We start from the raw sequence: 21,931 nt of genomic DNA on the forward strand, positions 1-21,931 counted from the left end.
CTAAGCATTAAACACACACGGATTCGACCTCAAACTTTGTGACACAGTAAGACTAGCTGTCCTTGTCTTTCTGCACTGCAGGAGCGGCGTGATTGCGAAAATCCTTCGAATGCAGGCCGTGCTTCTTCAGCAGCATCTGCACATGTGAGCGATTCATCTCGAAGCGCCGCGCCAGCTCCGCGACCGTCCCGCCCACTTCATGCAGGCCGCGCTCGAGAAACGCGCGCTCTGCTTCATCGCTGGCAGTGCGCTTGGCATCGCTGAGCGAAACCGCGCCGGCGACAATGCCGCTCATCATGGGCGTCGAATTACCGGGACGGATATCGACGGGAAGATGCTCTATGTCGGCCGTTTCCGGCGCCAGGCAGACGATCCGGTAGATCAGGTTACGCAATTCGCGGATGTTGCCCGGATAGTCGTAGGTCCGCAGGAACTCGCGCAGCCGCAGTGTCATCTTCACCGGCTGACGCTTGAGCGCTGCCGCGGCTTCGTCGCCGAAATACGCGAGCAGCAGCGCAATCTCGTCGCGCCGCTCGCGCAACGGCGGCAAGGTCAGATGAATCACGCTGAGCCGATAGAACAGGTCTTCACGAAAGCGCCCTTCCTCACTCATGCGCCGCAGGTTGCGATTAGTCGCGGCCACAATGCGCGTATCCACCGCTATGGGTTCATCCGATCCAACGCGCTGGATTTCATGCGCCTCGAGCACCCGCAACAGCTTGACCTGGCCGGCAAGCGGCAGCTCGCCGATTTCATCGAGGAAGATAGTGCCGGTATGCGCGCTTTCGAACTTTCCCTTCCGATCATTCGATGCCCCCGTGAACGCGCCTTTCTTGTGACCAAATAGTTCGGACTCCAGCAGATTGTCAGGAATCGCACCGCAATTCACCGATATATACGGCCTGTCCGCACGCGCGCCGTTTGCGTGAATCACCTTCGCCATCAGCTCCTTGCCCGTACCACTTTCCCCGTCCACCAGTACGGGAAGATCGGTCGGCGCCGCCTTTTCGGCAATTTCCAGCGCCTCCAGGAGTTTCGGGTTATCGCCGAAAGTACCTTCGAATATGAAGCTTCGCGCAAGCAACGCCTCACGGCGTTCGCGCGGCGATCCGGGCACACGCTGAGGCTCCGAGACGGCCGCCTGCACAAAACGCTCCCTGTGCGACAACTGCATCACGTCGTCGCGCAGCACGCTCGCCTGTCTCAGCAGCTTCTCGATTTCGGGGCGCTCCATGCGCGACGACCAGCGCAGCGTCGAGCGGAGAATTTCGATTTTCTCCAGCAGTGCCGCATACGAAGTCGCGGGGCTGGCGGGCAGGTCTTCGATATCGTCGAGTATCTTCATGCGGCGCTCAATTGTTTTTGCACGAGTTGGTAATACATGCCCTTGCGTGCTACGAGTTCATCGTGGCGCCCCTGTTCGACGATCGCGCCTTCATACAACACGAGAATCTTGTCGGCGCGCATGATCGTGCTGAGCCGATGCGCGATGATCACGGCCGTGCGACCCTTGAGGATCTCCTGCATATTGCCGAGGATATTGCTTTCAGACTGCGTGTCGAGCGCGGAGGTGGCTTCGTCGAAAACGAGCAGGCGCGGATCGTGATAAAGCGCACGCGCGATGCAGAGCCGCTGGATCTGGCCACCCGACAAACCAACGCCACGCTCCCCGACAATTTGTTCATAGCCCAGCGGCATCTTGCTGATGAACGCATGCGCATCGGCCATCTTGGCGGCCTCTTCAATGCGCCGGCGGTCCGGCGCTTCGTCGCCGCTTGCAACGTTTTCTGCAATCGTCCCTGAGAACAGCAGGTTGCTCTGCATGACATAACCTATCTGCGCGCGGTACACGTTTTTATCGATCACGCTCAGGTCGTAACCATCAACCACCATCTTCCCTTCGGTCGGCGTATAAAAGCCGACCAGCAGCTTGGCAAGCGTGGTCTTTCCCGAACCGCTGCGACCGACTATTGCAATCAGTTCACCCGGCTTGATGTCAAAGCTGATGTTCTCCAGCACGTAGGCCGTGTCGTCGCTGCCATAGCGGAAATACACATTGTTCAGGCTGATCTCGCCTTTCAGGTCCGGCAGCATGATGCGCGACGGAAGATCCTCCGGCTTCTGCTCCGGTTCCATGTCCAGCACATCGCCCAGCCGTTCCATGGCTACGCCTGCATCGTTGAGCAGGCTCCACAAACCGATCAGGCCCATCAGCGGCGTCAACACGCTTCCCATGAACGCGTTGAACGCAATCAGCTGACCGATAGTCATCTCATGCGTGAGCACCATGTTCGCGCCGACCCAAAGAATCGCGATCGTGGTCGCCGTATTCAGCACCTGGCTCCCCAACGACACCGCAATATTGAACGCCTGCGCGCGATACTGCACCTCCAGCGACTTCGCGTATTTCTTCTCCCACTTGAGGCGCACCGTGCGCTCGATGCCCATGCCCTTGATCGTTTCCACGCCGCCTAGCGCTTCCATCAGGAAGGACTTGGCTTCAGTCGAAGCGGAGAAGACTTCCCGCGCATAGCCCTTGATCTTCGGCGTGGCGAGCGCGGTAAGCGCCATGATCGGAATCACGAAACCGATCAACAGCAGGGTCATCTTCACGTTGTAGAGAAACATGATCGTGAAGTAGATGAAGACCATCAGCAGGTTGAGCGCTGTCGTCACGGTCGATTCAGTGAGGAACGCGCGAATGGTGTGGTTTTCCTGGAAGCGCGCAAAAATGTCGCCAGTCTTGCGCTTGGCGAAGAACGAGAACGGCAGCGACAAGGTATGGCGGAAGAACTGCGACATCATCGCGAAGTCCATGTTGCGAACCATGAAGTTCGCGAGATACGCGCGGATGGTCGACATCAGTTGCGAGAACACGTTGGAGATGATCAGGCCGACAATCAGCAGATGCAACAGTCCGATGTTCTGGTGAACGATCACCCCATCGAGAATATTCTGGATGATGAGCGGCGGAATCACGCCAAGCACCTGGATCACAAACGTCGCAAGGAAAAGATGCGCGAGGATCTTCTTGTACGGCTTCAGGTATCCGACGAACCGCACCCACGGTGAGCGCGCGACGGCAGCTTGCGCAAGCTCAGGCGGTGCCGTAAACAGCAGGCATGTGCCGCTCCAGCCACGCTCGAAATCCTTCACGTCCATCTTGCGGAAACCGATGGCCGGGTCCGCCACCCATACCTGATCCTTCGAAATGCCGTACACCACCACGTAGTGGTATCCCTCCCAGTGGACGATGAACGGCAGTTCAAAACCGCGCAGCGACTCGAAGGTGCACTGCACGCCACGCGTCGTGAAGCCGAGTACTTCACCGGCTCGCGCGAGACTGTCGAGCGTCGCGCCCTGGGTCGTGACATTGGCGAGTTCGCGCAGCTTACCGAGCGTCATCGGGATCTCGTAGTGCTTGCAGATCATCGCGAGACTGGCCGCGCCGCAATCCATTTCCTCGGCCTGCTGGACCCACGCGAATCGACGTATTACGCGCTCGCCGAACTCTGGCTTTGAGTGCAGGTCGAGCATGGCCGGCAACGTGCGGCGTTCTTCCAGTTTCTTCTGACGCTGCAACTCGCGTTCGGTAAACCGGATGCGGTCTTCCAGCACCTCGCGCAGCTTCGGGTTGCGCTCGAGCACCAGGTGCACGGTTTTTTCGGGGACCACCAGTAGGCGCGTATCCACGTTCGCGATGACCGTGGCCTGCTGCTCCTGCCGCAGCAGGCAAGCCTTCTCTCCGAAGACTTCGCCTGCTCTCAAGGTAGCAAGCAGATAGTCGGTGGCGCCCTCCTTGCGCACGATCCGTACTTCCCCTTGCCGGACCACGTAGAGACGCCGGTCGTCGCGTGCATCCTGATGCAGGATCTCCTTGCCCGCGCTCACCCGCTTCACGCCGACGCTACGCACCGACGCCTCCAGTTCGGCCTTGTCGATCTTGCCTCGCAGGTCGAAGAGCTTCGCGACAAAACCGCCTGCCGAACTGATTGCTACGTAGCTCGTGACAAACGCGAGCGCTGCCGGATTGTTCGCGACAATCGGCTCGATCACGCGGCGCGGGATGAACAGCAGTTCCGTCTTGCCCGATGAACGTACCGACGATTCGTGCCGGTACTCGCGCAGCATGGCGATGTCGGCGAACACCTCCCGTTCGCGCCGCACGCCCATGCTGATTTCCTTGCCGTTTTCTTCAGTGAATATCCGCACCGAGCCGGCCTTGATGACAAACAGTCCATCCGCAGTGTCGCCGGCATTGCACACGGTCTCGCCGAATGCATGAAAGCGGCTCTCCGCATGCTCGGCGAGTTGTTCGATTTCCTCGGGAGTAAACGGCGAGAGGATCTCCACGGACGACAGGAAAGTGGCCGGGGAATCGAGTTTCTGCGGTACGTCCATGTGCTCGCCTCCTGTCGTCCGCCGCGCCTAGCGCGCTTCGATGATGTGTTCCTGCGCCCGCGCCTGCAGCCACTGCTCGCGCAACAAGCGGCGAATTTCGGCCGCGACGTCGGCGTCCAGCACGGCGGGGCGTTTCGCCGTCACCGCGAAGATTTCATAGGCGGTACCGTCGGGCGTAGGGAACGGCCCGAGCAGGTCACCTGCTGCGGCATTGAACACCTTCGCTTCTATCTCGGCCGCGAGCGACCCGCGCAAAACCTTGCCAAGCACACCACCTTGCTCGCGAGTGTCGGCGATCGAATGTTCGCGCGCCATCTCCGTAAAGCTGTCCGGATCGTCCTGCAGATAGGAGATCATTTCCTTCGCCTGGCTCGGTGTTTCTAGCACGATATGACTGATCTCCACGCTGTCGAAGCGCGGTGAATTGAGCTTGAAATACGTTTCCACTTCAGCGTCGTCGCCAATCTGTTCGAGCATCTTTTCCTGATAGAGCGTGTCCGTGATGAACGCCTCGAACTCGTCGAGATTCACGCCGAGCGCATCGAGATAGCGGTTCATGTCGGCGGCACGGTGCAGGCCACGCACGCGCCTGAACTGATCGGCGCGAACCTGGATCTCACTCTCGGACACGTCGACGCGCTGCTTCTTCGCGGCACGCACGGTGAGCTTGTCGCGCACCAGTTGCTCGACGAGTCCCTCGAATTGCCCGGTCAGTTTCAACACCCGGATGAACTCGTCGGCATCGACGACCTCATCGTCTATTCGCACAATCGCCGTCATTTCTTATGCCCCTTTTTGAACATGCAAAGCGGTCGATGGCAGTCGCCCCCGTCAGCCCGCCACCTGCCGGAACGGATCGAGTCCGAGATCGATCAGGCGCCGCTCGCGCACCACGATCTCCGCGGTCGCCGTCATGCCGTAGCGCAGCGGGTAGCGCGTATCCGCCACCTGGTAGTAGTCGCGTGCCAGCGTCACTCGTCCTTCATAGACCGGCTGTTTCGTCTCCGGCGACGGTTTGGTCGCGGGCGATATGAATTCAAGCGTGCCGTCTATCAACCCATAACGCTGATACGGAAACGCATTGAACTTGAGCTTGACCGCCTGCCCTTCCCGCAGGAACGCGCGGTCGTGTTCTGCTATCTCGATCTTCAGCACTGGCCGCGCGTCTTTGGGCGCGATGCCGCCGAGCGGCGTGTTGGCCTGGATCTTGTCGCCGGGTTGCGTCGATGTGACGTCCGTGATGACGCCCGACACCGGCGCCAGGATCAGCAGGAAGTTATCCTTATCGATATTTTCGAAGCGGATACGGTCGGCTGCATCGGCAACCAGTCTCGCGGTTTGCAATTGCAGCCGCAGCTTGTCGCCTGCGCTTGCGATTTCGCGCATCGCCGATTCGTATTGCAGCTTAAGGCTGATCGCTTCCTGGCCGCTGGTTTCGAGTTGCGCTTTCGCCTGGGAGTATTCGTGACTGAGGCGGAAATCCAGTTCCGTGAGTTTCGACTGGGCGATCCGGGCCGCGTTATCCGCTTCCATATAGGCGTTGCGTTTGCTCTCCACCTGAATCTCGGATACCCCGCCACCGCCCGGCAACGCAAGCAGCCGCGCGTAGCGGTCCAGTTCCTGTTTCGCGGCGTCGCGCGCACGGCGGGAGTTGTCCAGCTCGGTACGCGCTCCGGCGAGCTGCGCCTTCTGCCCCTCGGCCAGTTTGGTCGTTCCCTCGGCCACGCGCGTCTGGTTCAAATGCTCTTCCACTTCCATCTGATCTTTCAATGCGGCCGCCTTGCGCTCCATCAGCAGCTTTTTTTCGGGGAACTGTTTCCAGTCGCGCTCGGCGTCATCGAGTTTCAACTGCGCTTCCAGCGCGTTGGTCGCGGCCTGGATCGCGCCTCGTGCGTTGAGCCGCGCGACCACGTCGTCCTTCGAAACCGGCTGCCCTTCTGCGATATAAACGTCGGCCAGCTCGCCGTCGATAGGCGCATAGAACCGCCGCACTTCCGACTCTGGCGCAAGCGTGCCTTGCGCCGTGACGATCACGTCCGCCCGGCCGACGAACGACCACACGAGCGCGCTCACAACCAGCGCGACCATGGCGTAGATGAGCGCCTGCGTCAGCCGCGCCGGCTCCGCCACGAGGATCGAGATGCCCTCGACGCTGTGGTCGCCTAGCGACTCCGCGAAAGATTTAAGGCGCCCGTCGTTCTTCACCGTTCGCTCCTTTGAGCGTGCTTTTATCCGCGCTTTTATCGCCGTTTTTATCCCCACCGATCAACCCCAGCTTGCTGCTCAGCAGCCGTGGGTCCAGCACGGGCGCCAACTGAACCAGCGAGCGCCGCTGCAAGTCGACTTCCGCGTTGATTTCGGCGAGCAGCTTGTCCGCTAGTGCACTGCGATCGGCCTTCAACTGATGAAACAGCTGTGCGGCGCGTTGCACGTCGGCCTGCGCGTCGGCGAGCAGCTTCGCCTGCTTTTTGAAGCCGTCGGACACGCCGGTCTCGAGCCGCTGGTCACCACCGATCGCCCCGTTGGTCCGATACTGCGCCCACGCCGTCTGCGCCCGGTTGAGCCACTCATCCGCTCGCGCAAGCGCCTTCTGCCTCAGCGCACCAATATCCGGCTGGACCGCGTTCGCAAACCAGACATCGGCGGCGGGATCGAGCGATTCGTAAAACGACAGTACGCGATCGTCATAGCCCTGCGCGCCACGCGACTTTTGCAGGTCCGCAAATTGGCCGGCCACCGCCTGCTTGTGCGAAAGCTCCGCGCCGACAGCGTCGGCCCACGGTCCGCTCGCCATGGATCGAAGGCCCGCCATGGCCGGCTCCGTCTTCCCGTTCTTCCATGCATCCGATACGGTCATGTAACGCTGCACGATATCCGGCGACGGCAAGCTGCCCGCTTCTAGCTGACGCTGCCGCGCCTGGAATGGCGGAGTCGCAAAGCGCGCTTTCTGCATGGCATCGATCAGCGAGCCCAGTGCACGCGATTGAATGGCGTGGTCGAGCGCGAGGTATTGCCGAAGATCGTCCTGCAATCGATCGAGGCCTGCCAGGCGCGGGTATTTGTCAGCGTAATCGCTTAACTCGCCGCTTAGCGCCGCGGGATCGCCACCCGGCGCCAACGCCTTCTCGATACTCGCCTTGAGGCGCTCGGTAGCCGCCAGATAGACAGAGTCGTCGCTCTCGAGCTTGCGCAGATGGCTGAGCGCAACGGCGTACAGATCCCTGAACGCGGGCACCGTCGACGCAATCCGGTCCAGCCGCCGTTGATGACCGCTCGGATCGCTCTCCCATTGCTTCAACAACTCGCTCATGCGGTTTTCGTCGGAATAGATCCGGATCGGGGCGTCCACTCCCGCGCGGCTTGTCATGAAGGCCTCAAGCCGTCCGATCCAGTCGATCTCATCGACAAGAAAACGCGCGTCGGCGTTGGTCGCGCTGAGCGCCCTCATCTGTGCGATCACCGACCGGGCGGCGCCGGGATCATGACGCTTCAGATGGTCGAGCCAATCCGGCAGATACGCCTTGAGAAGCGCTTCCGTGCCGAGCGCGGTCGCCCGCGGATCGTTCGGATGTTTGTCCAGGTAAGCGTTCGCGGCTGTCACTGCGTTGCGATAGTCGCCATGTTCGACCAAGCCCTTCAGATTTCGCTCGGTGTTCCCGCTGAAGTAAACCGCACTGCCGATCGCGACTATTGCTGCGATGAATGCAAGGCCATAGAAGAGCACCCGGCGCTTCATGGCTTGACCGCCGCCAAACGCTATGCCAAGTTCGGAGACGAAGCGCAGGAACCGGCTGCGAGAGCGATGCTGTGCCGGGACGCGTGCGTCGGGCAAGGTCTCGCGGTTGATCTCGTCGTCGGGCGACTGGCCCTGGTCGACACAGAAGATATCGAGGAACGAATGCGCTGTGGTGATGAAGGTGGTCTTGTCGAGATCCTCCGGCACGTCTTGAGCCGCCTGACCCATTGCAGTCGTGGTCGCCGTGGAGGTCGTGGTCGGAGCGGTTTCCGCTTCGCGCTGCAAGCTCACGGTATACGCGAAGTGGTTGCCGCCGAACGCGAGCGACGCGCCATCTTCGAGCGGCACGGCGGTTTCACCCAGGCGCTTGCCGTCGACGAAGGTGCCGTTCGTGCTGCCGAGATCCTCGACGAACGGTACGCCGGCTTGCACGAAAATATGCGCGTGCCGTCGTGACACATAGTTAACCTGATGGGGATAGCGGTCGCCGTATTGCGCGAACGTCTCGTCCACCTTGCTGACCAAGAACGGAAACTGCGTGAGTTCGACCGGATGCAGGCCGAGGTCGTCGCGCTCCGGTTTGAGCGTCATGTGGACGGCCCGCTCTGCGCGCGCTCGCGATGCAATGCGCGGCTCCATCCGAACCCGGAACGCAAGCTTTCCGCCAAAGCCTATGACGTCGCCGCTCTCAAGCCGTACGGGCTTCTCGCGCAGTGCAACACCATTCACCGTCGTGCCGTTCTTGCTGCCGAGGTCAGCCGCGTACGCCGCGCCGTTCTCGATAAAAATCCGCGCATGCCGCCGCGATAACTGCGCAACGGCGTCCGCTTCATAAGAGGCGAACGGCGCTTCGGAGCGCCCGATTGCGAACAAATTTTCTTCGATCCGAATGGCAACGGCCGCGGGATGGGACTCGGGCTCGAGCAAGAGGTCGAAGGCCTTGTGCAGCATCGGCCCAGCCTCGGCAACGGAAGCTTCTCCAGGAGCCATGTGTCCACATCTCGAAGAACGTTCATCACGTGTCAGGCGCCGGGCAACGAGCTCGCGCATTCATGCCGATGAACCGTGTTAGACAAAACCGCAGCGACTGCGGTGACGCAATGAAGTGTAAGTCACGCTGTGCGGTAGTCAATCTTCAGCAACACATCTGTCGCTTGAGAACTAACACTTTGCATTCCGAACATTGATTTTGGCCGATGCGCACTACTGCCCCAAAAAAATTGCCGCCCAGACATTCGCTTAGTTCGTTGTTCCCATACTTGCACTGGGTTCGCCGTGCGCGCTGTGCGCGGCGGTTGCGGCGCTGGCTTCATCCATGTTCCGGACGTCGACGGCCTGCCATCCGCCTCCTAGCGACTTGTACAGCGTGACAGTGTCCGAAAGCAGTTGCTGATGGTTTTCAAGCAACGCCAGTTCTGCCGCAAGCAACGTACGTTCGGTCTCGAAGACCTCCAGCTGTGACACCACGCCTTCCTTCAGTTGCGCTTCAATCTGCGCGGCCACTACTTTCAAGTGTTCCACTTCTTCCTGAAGTTCGGTGCGCTGCTTCGTATGCGCATCCAGGTTGACCAGCGCGTTTTCCACTTCCTCGAACGCCCCCATCACGGCGCGCCGATACTGTTGTTCCACCACGATTGTCTGCGCCTCGGTCGTCTTGACGTGCGCCCTGACACTCGGGTCCAGCAGCGGAATATTGATGCTTGGCATGAAGCTGAACGTGAAGGACTTCAATAAATCGGTCAGGGCGAAACTCGCCGTGCCGCCACGCCCCGTGAGGCTGATGGTGGGCAATTGAGCGAGCTTCGCTTGTCCCACAACGTCATACGCCTCCAGCACGCGGTATTCGGCCGCCACTACATCGGGTCTGCGCGCCATCAACTGCGCCGGCAATCCGGCGGGCACAACCGGAATCTGCACGCGCTTCTCGAGTTGCCCCGACGGCACGGTGAATTCGCCCGCAGGCACGCCGATCAACGTGGCCAGCGCGTTGTTCGCCAGATCGCGGTCACGATGCAATTCGAGCAGGTCTTTTGTCATGCGATTGATTTCCGCACGCTGCGTCAGGACCTGAGTGCGCGGCACTAGACCGTTCTTTGCCATGCCTTCATAGATGGTCAGGATCTGCTGGTTGGTGCGCAGCGTTTTTTGCTGCTGGTCGATCTGGTCATCGAACTGGAGAATCTGGAAGTAGGTGGTCGAGACATCGGAGACCAGCGTCAGGTAGCCCGCGCGCCAGTCCGCTTCCGACGCGCGATATTCGGCCTTCTGCGCCTGCACGCCCTTCTCGACCGCGCCCCAGATGTCGATATCCCAGTTCACCTGCGTCGCGACGTTGTATTGCTTCGAGAATTTCTGCCGGCTGGTTTTATCGAACTCCGCTCCTGCGCCCAGATCTGCGGTGGGAAGTGCTCCCGCACGCGCTTCGTTGACCTGTCCGCCAACTACCGAGATGCGCGCCGCGAGAATCTTGATATCGAAGTTGCCCGCAATCGCCTTGCCGATGAGCGAATCGAGATACGGGTCGTGGAATTGCTTCCACCAGTCGAGCGTGATGGTGTCGGCCGGTGAGACGAGTGCCTTCGCCGTTTTCGACCACTCGGTCTTGGCGGGTGTGTCGGGACGCTTGTAGACCGGCACATTGACATCGATACAGCCGCTCAGAAGCATCGTGCAGGCCAGCACCGGAAGCACGAACCGTCCGAGCAGAATGTTTGCAGCGCCCGGAGCAGAAAACTTGGCGGTGTGGGCCGGCAGCCCACCCGATAGCGACATGACTTTCATGATCTCACTCCGGGACAGGTGTAATTCGACTTGGCTCACAACCGGGTGCGGCAGCGAAGACCGCGTGATCTTCGCTGCCTGCGCCTGAAGATCAAAAGTTGATCGTGTTGGTAGCGGTCTGCTTCGGCTTCACGTTCGAGTCGATATGCTCCGCGAACGCGACGTTGTTGCCGTTGTTGACCAGCGTGTTTTGCGACTGGCTGATCAGTTGCGTGGCGTTGAACGAGAAGTCGGCCGACGTGCTGCTGTAGCCGGGCCAGTAGCTGGGCAGCGTGCCGCCGCGTACGGCCGACATGGCGCGGCTGTCGAGTTCTTCGGTGATGGACAGGTCTTTGATGGTGAGTGATTTCATGGCAGTTCTCCTAAGGGTTAAGCCAGGTGGCTTTAAAGGTTGGTGAGCATCTTGTCTGCTCGCTGGACACTAATGCATGGCCCGTGCCAGGCGCGATAGATAAATGCGCTCAAGACGCGCTGAGCGTTTCTGGTAAAGGATCTTCGGGATGACGGCGCGGTCGCGGAGGGGACTGGCCAAGTGTCACGCAGCACTCGCGTGATGGGCTGCAACCAACGCTTATAGAAGGAACTGTTGGTTCACGCGCGACACTGGCTTCGCGTGAACCCGTGCACTCATTTGACGTAGATCGTGATCTTCTTCGAATAGACCGGCGGGTTGTGGGGGACGTGCGCGTAATCACCCATCAGCAATTGCAGCGTGTGCTTGCCGGGCGGCAACTCGAGCATGGTCTCCGTTTCGCCCGCGCCGAAATGCAGGTGCTGCCGGTCAGAGGGAATCTCCTCGTCGAACGATGAGGGCAGATCCGTATCGATCAACAGATGATGGTGGCCGGTGTTCGGATACTTCACACCGCGCGGCGCGACGCCCATGTAACGCAGCCCGAACCAGACGCGAAAAGGCTTGCCCGCTGAAACGGTCTGGCCGTTGTTCGGGTAACCGATATACGCGTAAGCGTTAGCCGGTGCCGTGGTGGGGCCCGCCAGCGCGGCACCGGATATCAGCGAAACCGCGATCGCCGCGGCAGCGCAAAATTTCTTCATGGCCCACGCCCTCCCCATAGTCTGCAGCCCGCCTGAAATCCACCCTGCAACGCACGCGTCATCGCACGGTGATCGTGATTTTCTTCGAATAAATCGGAGGATCATGCGGCACGTGGTTGTAGTCCCCCATGAGCAACTGCAGTGTGTGTTTGCCCGGCGGCAACTCGATTCGCGCATCGGTTTCGCCTGCACCGAAATGCAAGTGCTGGCGGTCTGACGGAATTTCCTGATCGAACGGAGGCAGCTCCGTATCAATCAGCAAGTGATGGTGTCCTACGTTGGGGATGTTGACGCCCTTCGGACAGACGCCCATGTTGCGCAGGCCCATGCGGACCCAGAGCTTGCCGCCCGTGATCACGGCGCCGTCGGGCGGCCAGATGATGAACGCCTCCGCGCCGGGCGGCGACGGGGTGCGCGCCGCTGAGAACGATCGCGACGGCATCAGCACCGTCAGAAAAGCGAATACGCCGAGGACGGTTCTTCTTAGCATTTTCGTATTCTCCCGGATCTTGTGCGCGTTTTTCTCCTTGTTAGCTTAGGACGGAATCCGTTAAAAAGACATGCTCGGAGAGAGTACGGTTAAGCTGTGGTTCACGGAACGTATTGTCTGAATAATTAGGTATCCGTCTTTATTGAAGACACTGGTCCGTCATAAAAGGCCAATCCCCGGGCTAATGACGACACGTTGCGTCGTTACGCCGCCTCGACCACGTTCATATGAAGTAGTCACGTGCTATGGTTGATTGTGATGCTCGCCCATCGGACTATCGAATTCTGCGTGAACGCTCGCTGCGCTCGTGCGGATCATGCAGCTCCGGCGCGGTTCCTTGAGCGCGCCGTCGAATACCGGCATCAGTCCGGAAAGATAGGGTGTGAACATGTGGCGAAAACTCATGTGGCCGAAACTCAAGTGGCCAAAACTCATGTGGCCAAAATTTGGGCTCGCGGTCCTGCTCGGGGCGGTCGCATTCGGCAGCGGCGCCGCCGAGAATAATAGCGAAGCGCATCCGCGCCGCCTTGCGCTGGTCATCGGCAATGCGAGTTACAGTGATCATCCGCTCGCCAACGCCACGCGCGATGCGGCGGCGACCAGCGCGATGCTGAGCCGTCTCGGCTTCGAGGTCATGACGTACTCGAACCTGAACAACAGCGCAATGAACGAAGCAATTCACGAATTCAACAGGCGCCTGGCTGAGGGGGGCGTGGGCTTGTTGTATTTCGCCGGACACGGTTTGCAAGTCGGCGGATCCACGCTGCTGCTGCCCGTCGATGCGGAAGGATCGCCTGCGGCCACGCTTACGCAGGGCATCGACTTAAGGGGCATCCTTGCGAGCATGTCGGCGCCGCGCCGCGACCAGTTCAATCTGATCGTGCTCGATACCTGCCTGAACAATCCGTACGACGCCGGTAACGTCAACATCGCACGGCCGCCGGACCGGACGATCGTCGCTTATGCAACTGCGCCGGGAGCATTCGCAGCCGACGGCGCGCGACATGGCATGTACACCGCCGGATTGTTGAGGGCGATTGACCAACCCGGGCGAAATATCGAAGACATGCTGCATGATGTCGCGCGATCCGTGGGCCTGGCGACAGGTGGCCGGCAAGTGCCGTGGGTGGCGGCAGGAGCGGCCGTGGCTGCAAACGGCTTTCAGTTCGGCCCGTCCGCCCGGCAAGCGCGTCACGGCGCCGGCCAGGCAGCCGGGACCGAAACCGTCGTGACGTTTCAAAGCCGGGGGATTCTTCCTAAGGATAGCAGCGAGCAATACGAACTCACTTTCTGGGAATCGATCAAGGACAGCACCTACCCGAGCGACTATGAAGCGTATTTGAAGGCATATCCTAACGGCCGCTTCGCCACGCTCGCGCATGCCCGCATCGACCGGCTTCGCGCCGCTGCGCCAAAGGCGCCGTCGCAAGCGCAGGCCGACCATGCGCGCGCAGCGGCACCTGCGGCGTCCACGCCGCCAGCTCCGCCTGCCCCACCGCCAGCGGAAAAATCCGTGGCCGCCTCCGCGCCGCCACCCGCACCCGCCCCTAAGCCCGCCGTCAAGACAAGCGCTTCCTCCTTCGGCGAGATCAAGGACTGCGCCGCCTGTCCGGCGCTGATCGCACTGCCGGGCGGTACCTTCCCGATGGGCAGCAATTCCGACGATCCCGCCGAACGTCCCGTGCATCGGGTCACGATCAACCAGCCGTTCGCCATCGGTAAATACGAGGTGACCGTCGAGCAGTGGAACGCGTGTGCGGATGCCTCGGTCTGCCCGCGTATCGATACCGAAGCCAACGCCTCGAAGTCCGAACCCGTACGCAACCTGAGCTGGGACGACGCACAGGTCTACGTCAAGTGGCTCGCCAAGACAACGGGCAAGGGGTATCGCTTGCCGACCGAAGCCGAGTGGGAATATGCCGCACGCGGCGGCACGACCACGACCTACTGGTGGGGCAACGAGATGCGCAAGGGTTACGCCGACTGCAAGGACTGCGGCGAGCCGTGGCGCAAGGATGGCCCGGTGAATGTCGGCTCGTTCATGCCGAACCCCTTCGGGCTCTTCGACATGAACGGCAGCGTCTGGGAATGGGTCGGCGACTGCTGGCACAGCTCATACAAGGGTGCGCCGCCGGATGGCCGCATGTGGGACGAAGCGGGCTGCCCCATGCGTGTGATCCGCGGTGGCTCGTGGCCCGACGGCGCAGCCTACATGCAGTCGTCCACGCGCTTCAAATACAGCCCTAGTGTGCGGCAATCGCAAAACGGCATGCGCGTGGCCCGCGACATGAAATAACGCGGGCTTGCCGCTCGTTCTACTGTTTGCGGGGATGTGTATCGATCTGGACGAGGTCGACGGCGATCTTGTCGCGCCCGAACTTGTCCGCGATTTCGCCAAGCCGCTTTTCCACGGCACGCAGATAATCCGCCCGCGATTCGCTGTCCGGCCTGGGCGTATCGAACAGGGCCGCAGGTGTTGCGAGCAGCACGATCATCTCCGAGCCGAACGGTTTCGATACGATCCAGTCGCCCGCACTGCCAATGGTCGCAGCGTAGTTCGGCGGCGCCTGATTGTCCTTCGACCGCGCATTCGGCAGCATGTGGACCACGCTGCCATCGAGCTGGTAATAATCGATATTGACCCACGATTCGTAGGGTGGCGTGCTGATCTCGACGACCAGCGGCTGGCCTTCGGTCAACTGGGTAGCGTGATTGCGCGTATGAATCGATGCCGGCCGGCTGGTCGTCAGGTAAGGCGCGATCAGCTTGAGCACGGCGCATTTATCGTCGTCGACTTCCTGGACCTGTACGGCCGGATTGGGCACGCCTGGAATCTCGCTCAGCGTGTTGCGCAACTTCTGCGCGCCGTAGCTCCGGCCGAGATAACCGCTCACATTAAGCGCCTGGTCCTGCACCGACGCCACCAGCGCCGAACACGGCACGCTCGCGAGCACGGGGGTGACCGTTGCGAGCGAAAGCGAGGGAACGGCCGGCATGGCCGGTCCCGCAGCGACGTTCTCCGGTTGTGCGGCGCGATGCGACGACGCATAGAAATAGGCACCCGCTGCGACGATGGCAAGTACCCCGGCCGAGACCGCCACCTTGACTGCGGTGCCCGGGATACCGCTACGCTTTTGGGTATCACCGAATTCCTGCAGAAAGCGTACGACAGTCGGCATGCGCGCTTCGCGGTCGAATGCCAGCGACGTCCTGAGCGCCCGCCACTGCCGCGTGCCCAGACCATCGGGACGCTGTGGCTTCAGGCCCGAACCGCGTGCCTGCGTCGCCGGTACACGGTCGAAAGGATGGCGCCCGGTGAGCAATTCGTAGGTCGTGCAGCCGAGCGCGTAGATGTCGTCGCGGGGATCGGGCTCACGATGCTCGAGCATCTCAGGACTCGCATAAGCGGGCGTCAGCGCGCCGAGGCTGCCGGGATCGAAGATGGTCGCGTCAGTCTCTTCCTCGGGCCGCTGGAACACCCGGGCAATACCGAAGTCGATCACCTTTACCTCGGCGGTATCGGTCAGGAACACGTTCGCAGGTTTGAAATCGCAATGCACGAAGCCGCGCTCGTGTGCATAGGCCAGCGCGTTCGCCATGCCGGTGAAAATAGGCAACGCCTGTGCGTACGGCATGCCCTTGAAGTCCGGCGCGCGCAAGATCCGGCTCAGCGGCTTGCCGGACAGATACTCCATCGTCAGGTACACCACCGGGCCGTCGCGATCGAAGTCGTACACCGTCACTATGTTGCGATGCCCGAGCGCCTGCGCCTTCTTGGCCTCGCGCTGCAGTGCAATGAGCGATTTTGGATTACCGCGGAACTGGAGATTCAGTACCTTGATCGCGATGTACGGACGACGGTCGGATGCTTCGAGCTTGCGCAGGTCGAGCGCCTTGTAGACGGTTCCCATGCCGCCCACACCGAGACATTCCTCGAGTACGAAACGCCCGTTGAGGGTATCGCCGACTTCCTTGACCTGATCAGTCGGCGACATCACGAAGTCGCGTGCAGACGAAGCGGATTGTGAAGCAGATTGCGAGGCGGTCGACGGAGTCACCCGTTGTTGCAAAGCGCCGGGCGAGGTCTGCAAGCGAGTCTCATCGGAATTCGCGCCATGACTTGCCAGCGACGCCTGCTCGATCCGCCGGTGCACGGCCGCATAAAGATCGGCTGGCAGCGGCGTCCGGGCTTGTTCTTCGCGGAGTATTTCCAGCAGCCGCCCGGTCGATGTGTCGTCGACGGACAACGCACTGTCGATGAGTGTTAAAAACTCATCACGCGACGCACCGCTGCTTTGGAAGGTTCGAATAGCTTGCGCAAGACTGGTCATCTGTACGGCTCGTACGCGGCTCCATAGTGAAGATATTGTCTGTTGTTACCCGCACTCGCTGTGTTTCGATACTAGGTGACGGCCCTGCCTTTCGCAATATGGTTTCGTTCCGGATGTTCGATCGGGCACATGTCGTCCCGGGGCCAACAGGTCGGGCTCCGGCTGTTGGCCGCAAACCGTCACCCGGCTCCAATGCGGGCGAGCGGACTTGTGCGGCGCGCGCTGCCATGATTCGGCCAAGCCTTACTCAGCAAGCCTCCCGGCATTATTTCATTGCTCATTGACGCATCTGGCACGGGCCATGCATTAGTGTCCAGCGAGCAGACAAGATGCTCACCAACCTTTAAAGCCACCTGGCTTAACCCTTAGGAGAACTGCCATGAAATCACTCACCATCAAAGACCTGTCCATCACCGAAGAACTCGACAGCCGCGCCATGTCGGCCGTCCGCGGTGGCACGCTGCCCAGCTACTGGCCCGGCGTCAGCGTGTCCTCGTACGAATCCTCGTTCAACGCCACGCAACTGATCAACCAGTCGCAAAACACGCTGGTCAACAACGGCAACAACGTCGCGTTCTCGGAGCATATCGACTCGAACGTGAAGCCGAAGCAGACCGGCACCAACACGATCAACTTCTAAAGCCGCGTGGCATGCGTGGGGGTCTTACGGCCTCCCGTCTGCCCGTTCAAGCCGCCGTTACCCTTTTAGCTTGGAGCACCGCCATGTCGTCCATCATGATTCAAGATTTACCTCACAGCCGGGAACTCGACCGTCACGCGATGTTGGACGTGCACGGCGGCAACTCGTCGCTTGCCAGCGCCGGCGCTTACGCCAACGTCAACGTCGATGTGAACCAGAACATCATTCAGTATCAGAACGTTCAGGTCAACGCCCTTAACAACGTCGGCGTAATCGGCGCCGGCTTCGGACCGCTACACCTGAACGTCAGTCCGTCTCAGTACGCAAACACGGGTGCAGCTTTCGCTTTTTGAAGCATGGGCATTGCAGGTCCGCATGCCTCGACGTGCACCGCCGGAAGATTCTTCCTGCGGTGCACCCGGCGTTTTGAACGGCCCGAATTGCCCGGGTTTGAATTGCCTGGACTTAAATTGCCTATACTGAACTGAATGGAAACCCTCACCTTTTATGGATGACACCATGGCCGTTATTCTGATCAAGGACTTACCGGACAGCGTGGAGCTCGACAAGCAGGCAATGAGCGCGATTGTCGGCGGCGCGAGGTCCAGCGCCCATCAGGCGCTGCGCTGGTACGCAAAACCAGCGAGCAGCACGAGGATCGTCAATTTTCCGGCTAGCCAGATTGGCGTTACCGTCCCTCAACCGACGGCGAAAACCACCGGACGGAAAGCGCGCAAATAGACTGTCCGATGCACGCGCGCACAGAATACCCGGCCAGCGCTTGGCCGGGTATTCTCGTTTTCGGCTCTCGTTTGCGGCTCTCGTTTCTGGCTCTCGTTTGCGGCGGGCGGGAAATTGACCTGAGCCAACTCATATCGCCATACGGCATTCCCTTAGAAGAAATCGAGCTTTGGACGCCAAGCGGTCCCGTCAATTGACTCCGGGAAACAAGGTATATTTAATCCGCAGGTCTGCGGATATTCCTTGTGCGTCTTCTACGAAGCCACCAGGGATAAAACCTTCCCTGGAGAACTGGCATGGCTACCTGGACACCGGACCCAACCTTCTACCCCTCCCCGCGGATGGCCATGAAGGCCCCGCACGAAACCATCGCTTATGTCGCCAGTTTCGATCCCACGCGACAGGTTCCGGATGCCATTGCCGTTATCGACGTGGACCCCGGGTCGGCTAGCTATTCGCAACTACTTAACAACGTTGCCATGCCCAACGCGGGCGATGAACTTCATCATTTCGGCTGGAACGCGTGCAGCTCCTGTCTATGTCCGAATGCTCCCCATCCGCACGCCGAGCGCCGTTATCTGGTCGTGCCGGGTTTGCGATCGTCGAGAATCCATATCCTCGACACCAAGGCCGACCCGCGTAATCCGAAAATCGTGCGCGTGCTTGAGCCTGCGGAAGTGGCCGAGAAAGCCGGTTATACCCGGCCCCATACGGTTCATTGCGGCCCCGAGGGTATTTATGTAGCCGCATTGGGGAATGCGGAAGGCGAAGCGCCGGGTGGCATTTTCCTGATGGACCATGAGACCTTCGACATCCGGGGCCAATGGGAAATAGATCGCGGTCCTCAGCAACTATCCTACGACGTCTGGTGGCATCTCGGTCATGACACCCTGGTCACGAGCGAATGGGGTTTGCCTGCCACATTCGAAAACGGCCTCGTCCCGGAAATTCTGCTTGGTGGAAAATATGGTCACAAGCTGCACTTCTGGGACCTGCATACGCGCAAGCATAAACAGGAAATCGACTTCGGTGCTGAGAACCAGCTCGTGTTCGAACTTCGTCCGGCTCACGATCCAACCAAGGCGTATGGGTTCGTCAATTCAGTGATCAGCCTGAACGATTTATCTGCGTCGATCTGGACGTGGTATCGCGACGGTGACGCGTGGAGCGTGAAGAAGATCATCGAGATTCCAGCCGAGCCTGCCGACCCCGATCTGTTGCCGCCCATGCTGAAAGGCTTCGGTGCGGTGCCTCCGCTAGTCACCGATATCGACCTGTCCATGGATGACCGTTTTCTGTACGTCGCCTGCTGGGGCACCGGTGACTTGCGGCAATACGACGTGACCGATCCGTTCGCACCGAAGCTCACGGGTACCGTAAGAATCGGCGGCATCGTATCGCGCGAATCGCACCCAAAGGCTGCTGGCCGCAGGCTGAACGGCGGACCGCAAATGGTCGAGGTAAGCCGCGACGGCCGCCGCGTGTATTTCACCAATTCGCTCTACGGCGCCATCGACGAACAGTTTTATCCCGATGGCCTCAAGGGCTGGATGGTGAAGCTCGATGCATCGCCCGAGGGCGGCATTGAGTTCGATCCGCGCTTTCTGGTCGAGTGGCCGTCCACGCACCGGCCGCATCAGGTGCGGCTCGAGGGCGGAGATTGCTCGTCGGACTCGTACTGTTATCCGTGACCGGCGACGCTAATGCGGCGCTCACGATCCGCGCATCATGAATATGGCATCGGCCGCGCCGGGCCAGGCATGGGAGTGGTTTGCCATTGCGGGGCTTGGGGTGTTTCACGGGTTCAACCCCGCGATGGGCTGGCTGTTCGCTGTCGCGCTCGGTCTGCATCGTCACAGCCGGCGGGTAGTCCTTCTCGCCATCCCGCCGATGGCGCTGGGTCACGCGCTGTCGATAGGTGTCGTGGCTGCGCTCGTGCTTGCGACGGGCCTGGTCGTCGATAGCCATCTCATCCGCATCGCCAGCGGCGCTCTGCTCATTGCCTGGGCCGCGTACCAGCTACGATACGGCCATCGGCATAGGGTGCGTGTGGGCATGACAACCGGCTCCGCCGGCCTCGTCGCCTGGTCGTTCCTGATGGCCAGCGCTCACGGCGCCGGCCTCATGCTGATCCCGGCGCTGCTACCCTTGTGCGGCTCAATGGCAGGTCGATCGTCTGGAGCGCTGCTGGTCTCGCTCGCCGCCGTCGGCGTCCATACCCTGGCCACGTTACTGGTGACCGGCGGCATCGCCCTGGTTGTTTACGACTGGCTGGGAGTCGGCGTGCTCAGACGCGGTTGGATCAACTTCGACAGGCTCTGGATTATTGGCCTCGTGGGCACGGGCTTGCTGCTGATCGCCACGTCGTGACGCCGACGCCAAGCGGCCGCTGCCAGGCAACCACTGCCAAGCGCTCATAATGCGGCTATTCGCAATCGACCTGCTTAGCGGCTACGATTAAACTTCACGGACCGCGAGGCGTTCCCGCGGGCTCGGGTTTCGCCCGATCCCAATGGAAAACCTGTACCTTCCCGGTACCGCAACCTTGTTAGCAACTGAGCGAAAACGACAATGAAAAGACCGCCGACATATCAAGTGACCAAAGAATCTTTCAGTGTCGTTTTAGTCCACGCGTAGGCAGACAGAGATGGCTCAAAGCTACTCGAACTGGTTCGTGCGCGCGCGCCTGAAGACGCGGCAGTTGCTGCTGCTTGCGGCAATGGAAGAGGAAGGCAACGTCCGCCGCGCCGCCGACGTGCTCGGCATGACGCAGCCGGCAGCATCGCGTTTATTGAAGGAGCTGGAGGACGTCCTGGAAGTGCGGCTCTTCGACCGGACGCCTCACGGCATGCACGCCACGCTGTATGGTGAGGTAATGATCCGGCACGCACGCATGGTGCTGTCGAATCTCAGCCAGGCGCACGATGAGATTTCCGCCTTGCGCGCGGGACTCGTCGGCCAGGTGCAGATTGGTGCGATTGCCGCGGCCGCCGCGACCATGGTGCCGATGGCAATTGCGCGTGTGAAGGCGCGTTATCCGCAATTGCAGATTTGGCTGCAGGTGGAGACTTCGGACGTGATGCTACCGCTCGTCGCGCAGGGTCATCTCGACATCATGATCGGCCGCGTACTTGAACGGCAGGGCCAGTTCAAGGAAGCGGTGCGTTATGAGCCCATCGCCGAAGAACCGCTTTGCGTGGTTGTGCGCCCCGGGCATCCGCTCGAACATGCAACCGGCCTGACCATGCGCGACATCGTCAACGAGGGCTGGGTGTTGCATCCGCCCGGCAGCGTGCTGCGACACCGGTTCGACATGGTGTTTTCGCAGATCGGTCTTGGTCTGCCGCAGAACGTGGTGAATACCAACAACATCCTCGCCATATCGGGCATCTTGCTACAGAGCGACATGCTCGCTGTCGTGCCCGAGGAGGTCGCACGTCAGTATGAGGAGTTCGGCACGCTGAAGCGGTTGGCTATCGAGTTGCCATGCCGCATGGACGCGTTCGGCATCATCACCCGGCAAACGCAATTATTGTCGCCGGCTGCGACCGTTGTGCTGCGTGCGTTGCATGATGCAGCGGTCGAAGTGTATGGCGCCAGGCCGGATGCCATCGCTTAGTGGGTTTTGTTTGCACTTGGGGTTTGGGGTTGGGGTCGGGGGGCTACTTTCGTTGTTAGTGGTCTGCGGGAGTTAGCCGTATTTTTTATCACTATTAGCCACTGTGCGTGGCGGCACGTCATTTCTGATATGACTT

Annotated in this window: 18 protein-coding genes; 7 read left to right on the forward strand and 11 right to left on the reverse strand. The window is 60.6% G+C overall.

The window, feature by feature from the left end:
• Positions 1-52 precede the first annotated feature (52 nt).
• The 10 genes from M0D69_RS39245 to M0D69_RS39290 form a co-directional block, all read right to left on the reverse strand.
• Positions 53-1,345, reverse strand: a complete 1,293-nt coding sequence (locus M0D69_RS39245) for a sigma-54-dependent Fis family transcriptional regulator (protein WP_301787185.1) — start codon at positions 1,343-1,345, stop codon at positions 53-55.
• Positions 1,342-4,401, reverse strand: coding sequence for a peptidase domain-containing ABC transporter (locus M0D69_RS39250; RefSeq protein ID WP_301787186.1), 3,060 nt, complete (start codon positions 4,399-4,401; stop codon positions 1,342-1,344). Before M0D69_RS39250 ends, M0D69_RS39245 begins: the two co-directional genes overlap by 4 nt.
• A gap of 27 nt (positions 4,402-4,428) precedes the next feature.
• Positions 4,429-5,181: a peptidylprolyl isomerase gene (locus M0D69_RS39255; RefSeq protein WP_301787187.1), complete on the reverse strand. Its 753-nt coding sequence runs from the start codon at positions 5,179-5,181 to the stop codon at positions 4,429-4,431.
• Positions 5,182-5,232: 51 nt separating this feature from the next.
• Positions 5,233-6,606 (reverse strand): HlyD family efflux transporter periplasmic adaptor subunit, encoded by a 1,374-nt coding sequence (locus tag M0D69_RS39260; protein ID WP_301787188.1) that lies wholly within the window; start codon positions 6,604-6,606, stop codon positions 5,233-5,235.
• The gene (locus M0D69_RS39265) at positions 6,584-9,127 is read right to left on the reverse strand and encodes an FHA domain-containing protein (RefSeq protein WP_301787189.1); all 2,544 of its coding nucleotides are present in this window, start codon (positions 9,125-9,127) and stop codon (positions 6,584-6,586) included. The genes M0D69_RS39260 and M0D69_RS39265 overlap by 23 nt, the downstream gene beginning before the upstream one ends.
• A gap of 249 nt (positions 9,128-9,376) precedes the next feature.
• Entirely contained in the window at positions 9,377-10,804 is a 1,428-nt protein-coding gene (locus M0D69_RS39270) for an efflux transporter outer membrane subunit (RefSeq protein WP_301787201.1), read from the reverse strand.
• Between the two features lie 205 nt (positions 10,805-11,009).
• On the reverse strand, positions 11,010-11,270 hold the full coding sequence (locus M0D69_RS39275) for a hypothetical protein (RefSeq protein WP_301787190.1): 261 nt from the start codon (positions 11,268-11,270) through the stop codon (positions 11,010-11,012).
• A gap of 275 nt (positions 11,271-11,545) precedes the next feature.
• Positions 11,546-11,974 carry a DUF4399 domain-containing protein gene (locus M0D69_RS39280; RefSeq protein ID WP_301787191.1) on the reverse strand — a complete coding sequence of 143 codons (429 nt, stop codon included), beginning with the start codon at positions 11,972-11,974 and terminating at the stop codon, positions 11,546-11,548.
• 58 nt (positions 11,975-12,032) lie between these two features.
• Positions 12,033-12,416, reverse strand: coding sequence for a DUF4399 domain-containing protein (locus M0D69_RS39285; RefSeq protein ID WP_301787202.1), 384 nt, complete (start codon positions 12,414-12,416; stop codon positions 12,033-12,035).
• A 291-nt stretch (positions 12,417-12,707) separates the two neighbouring features.
• Positions 12,708-12,854 carry a hypothetical protein gene (locus M0D69_RS39290; RefSeq protein WP_301787192.1) on the reverse strand — a complete coding sequence of 49 codons (147 nt, stop codon included), beginning with the start codon at positions 12,852-12,854 and terminating at the stop codon, positions 12,708-12,710.
• Between the two features lie 43 nt (positions 12,855-12,897).
• Here M0D69_RS39290 and M0D69_RS39295 point away from each other — a divergent pair, with 43 nt between their 5' ends.
• The gene (locus tag M0D69_RS39295; RefSeq protein WP_301787193.1) at positions 12,898-14,760 is read left to right on the forward strand and encodes an SUMF1/EgtB/PvdO family nonheme iron enzyme; all 1,863 of its coding nucleotides are present in this window, start codon (positions 12,898-12,900) and stop codon (positions 14,758-14,760) included.
• A 19-nt stretch (positions 14,761-14,779) separates the two neighbouring features.
• On the opposite strand, the gene M0D69_RS39300 is transcribed toward M0D69_RS39295, so the two are convergent.
• Entirely contained in the window at positions 14,780-16,795 is a 2,016-nt protein-coding gene (locus M0D69_RS39300) for a serine/threonine protein kinase (protein WP_301787194.1), read from the reverse strand.
• 379 nt (positions 16,796-17,174) lie between these two features.
• Here M0D69_RS39300 and M0D69_RS39305 point away from each other — a divergent pair, with 379 nt between their 5' ends.
• From M0D69_RS39305 to M0D69_RS39330, 6 genes are all read left to right on the forward strand, one after another.
• Positions 17,175-17,435 carry a hypothetical protein gene (locus M0D69_RS39305; protein WP_301787195.1) on the forward strand — a complete coding sequence of 87 codons (261 nt, stop codon included), beginning with the start codon at positions 17,175-17,177 and terminating at the stop codon, positions 17,433-17,435.
• 83 nt (positions 17,436-17,518) lie between these two features.
• Entirely contained in the window at positions 17,519-17,788 is a 270-nt protein-coding gene (locus M0D69_RS39310; protein ID WP_301787196.1) for a hypothetical protein, read from the forward strand.
• Between the two features lie 166 nt (positions 17,789-17,954).
• The gene (locus M0D69_RS39315) at positions 17,955-18,176 is read left to right on the forward strand and encodes a hypothetical protein (protein WP_301787197.1); all 222 of its coding nucleotides are present in this window, start codon (positions 17,955-17,957) and stop codon (positions 18,174-18,176) included.
• 296 nt (positions 18,177-18,472) lie between these two features.
• Positions 18,473-19,867, forward strand: coding sequence for a selenium-binding family protein (locus M0D69_RS39320; protein ID WP_301787198.1), 1,395 nt, complete (start codon positions 18,473-18,475; stop codon positions 19,865-19,867).
• 37 nt (positions 19,868-19,904) lie between these two features.
• Positions 19,905-20,546, forward strand: coding sequence for a hypothetical protein (locus tag M0D69_RS39325; RefSeq protein WP_301787199.1), 642 nt, complete (start codon positions 19,905-19,907; stop codon positions 20,544-20,546).
• A gap of 277 nt (positions 20,547-20,823) precedes the next feature.
• Positions 20,824-21,795, forward strand: a complete 972-nt coding sequence (locus tag M0D69_RS39330; RefSeq protein ID WP_301787200.1) for a LysR family transcriptional regulator — start codon at positions 20,824-20,826, stop codon at positions 21,793-21,795.
• Positions 21,796-21,931: the final 136 nt, after the last annotated feature.

Source organism: Caballeronia sp. SEWSISQ10-4 2, assembly GCF_030464885.1.
Taxonomy (GTDB): Bacteria; Pseudomonadota; Gammaproteobacteria; order Burkholderiales; family Burkholderiaceae; genus Caballeronia.

Coding starts and splice junctions, on each gene's coding strand:
- M0D69_RS39270 (WP_301787201.1), bottom strand. CDS start 10,804: ATGCTTCTGAGCGGCTGTATCGATGTCAATGTGCCGGTCTACAAGCGT.
- M0D69_RS39245 (WP_301787185.1), bottom strand. CDS start 1,345: ATGAAGATACTCGACGATATCGAAGACCTGCCCGCCAGCCCCGCGACT.
- M0D69_RS39305 (WP_301787195.1), top strand. CDS start 17,175: ATGAAATCACTCACCATCAAAGACCTGTCCATCACCGAAGAACTCGAC.
- M0D69_RS39255 (WP_301787187.1), bottom strand. CDS start 5,181: ATGACGGCGATTGTGCGAATAGACGATGAGGTCGTCGATGCCGACGAG.
- M0D69_RS39295 (WP_301787193.1), top strand. CDS start 12,898: ATGTGGCCAAAATTTGGGCTCGCGGTCCTGCTCGGGGCGGTCGCATTC.
- M0D69_RS39315 (WP_301787197.1), top strand. CDS start 17,955: ATGGCCGTTATTCTGATCAAGGACTTACCGGACAGCGTGGAGCTCGAC.
- M0D69_RS39265 (WP_301787189.1), bottom strand. CDS start 9,127: ATGGCTCCTGGAGAAGCTTCCGTTGCCGAGGCTGGGCCGATGCTGCAC.
- M0D69_RS39300 (WP_301787194.1), bottom strand. CDS start 16,795: ATGACCAGTCTTGCGCAAGCTATTCGAACCTTCCAAAGCAGCGGTGCG.
- M0D69_RS39275 (WP_301787190.1), bottom strand. CDS start 11,270: ATGAAATCACTCACCATCAAAGACCTGTCCATCACCGAAGAACTCGAC.
- M0D69_RS39325 (WP_301787199.1), top strand. CDS start 19,905: ATGAATATGGCATCGGCCGCGCCGGGCCAGGCATGGGAGTGGTTTGCC.
- M0D69_RS39310 (WP_301787196.1), top strand. CDS start 17,519: ATGTCGTCCATCATGATTCAAGATTTACCTCACAGCCGGGAACTCGAC.
- M0D69_RS39330 (WP_301787200.1), top strand. CDS start 20,824: ATGGCTCAAAGCTACTCGAACTGGTTCGTGCGCGCGCGCCTGAAGACG.
- M0D69_RS39250 (WP_301787186.1), bottom strand. CDS start 4,401: ATGGACGTACCGCAGAAACTCGATTCCCCGGCCACTTTCCTGTCGTCC.
- M0D69_RS39320 (WP_301787198.1), top strand. CDS start 18,473: ATGGCTACCTGGACACCGGACCCAACCTTCTACCCCTCCCCGCGGATG.
- M0D69_RS39285 (WP_301787202.1), bottom strand. CDS start 12,416: ATGCCGTCGCGATCGTTCTCAGCGGCGCGCACCCCGTCGCCGCCCGGC.
- M0D69_RS39290 (WP_301787192.1), bottom strand. CDS start 12,854: ATGTTCACACCCTATCTTTCCGGACTGATGCCGGTATTCGACGGCGCG.
- M0D69_RS39280 (WP_301787191.1), bottom strand. CDS start 11,974: ATGAAGAAATTTTGCGCTGCCGCGGCGATCGCGGTTTCGCTGATATCC.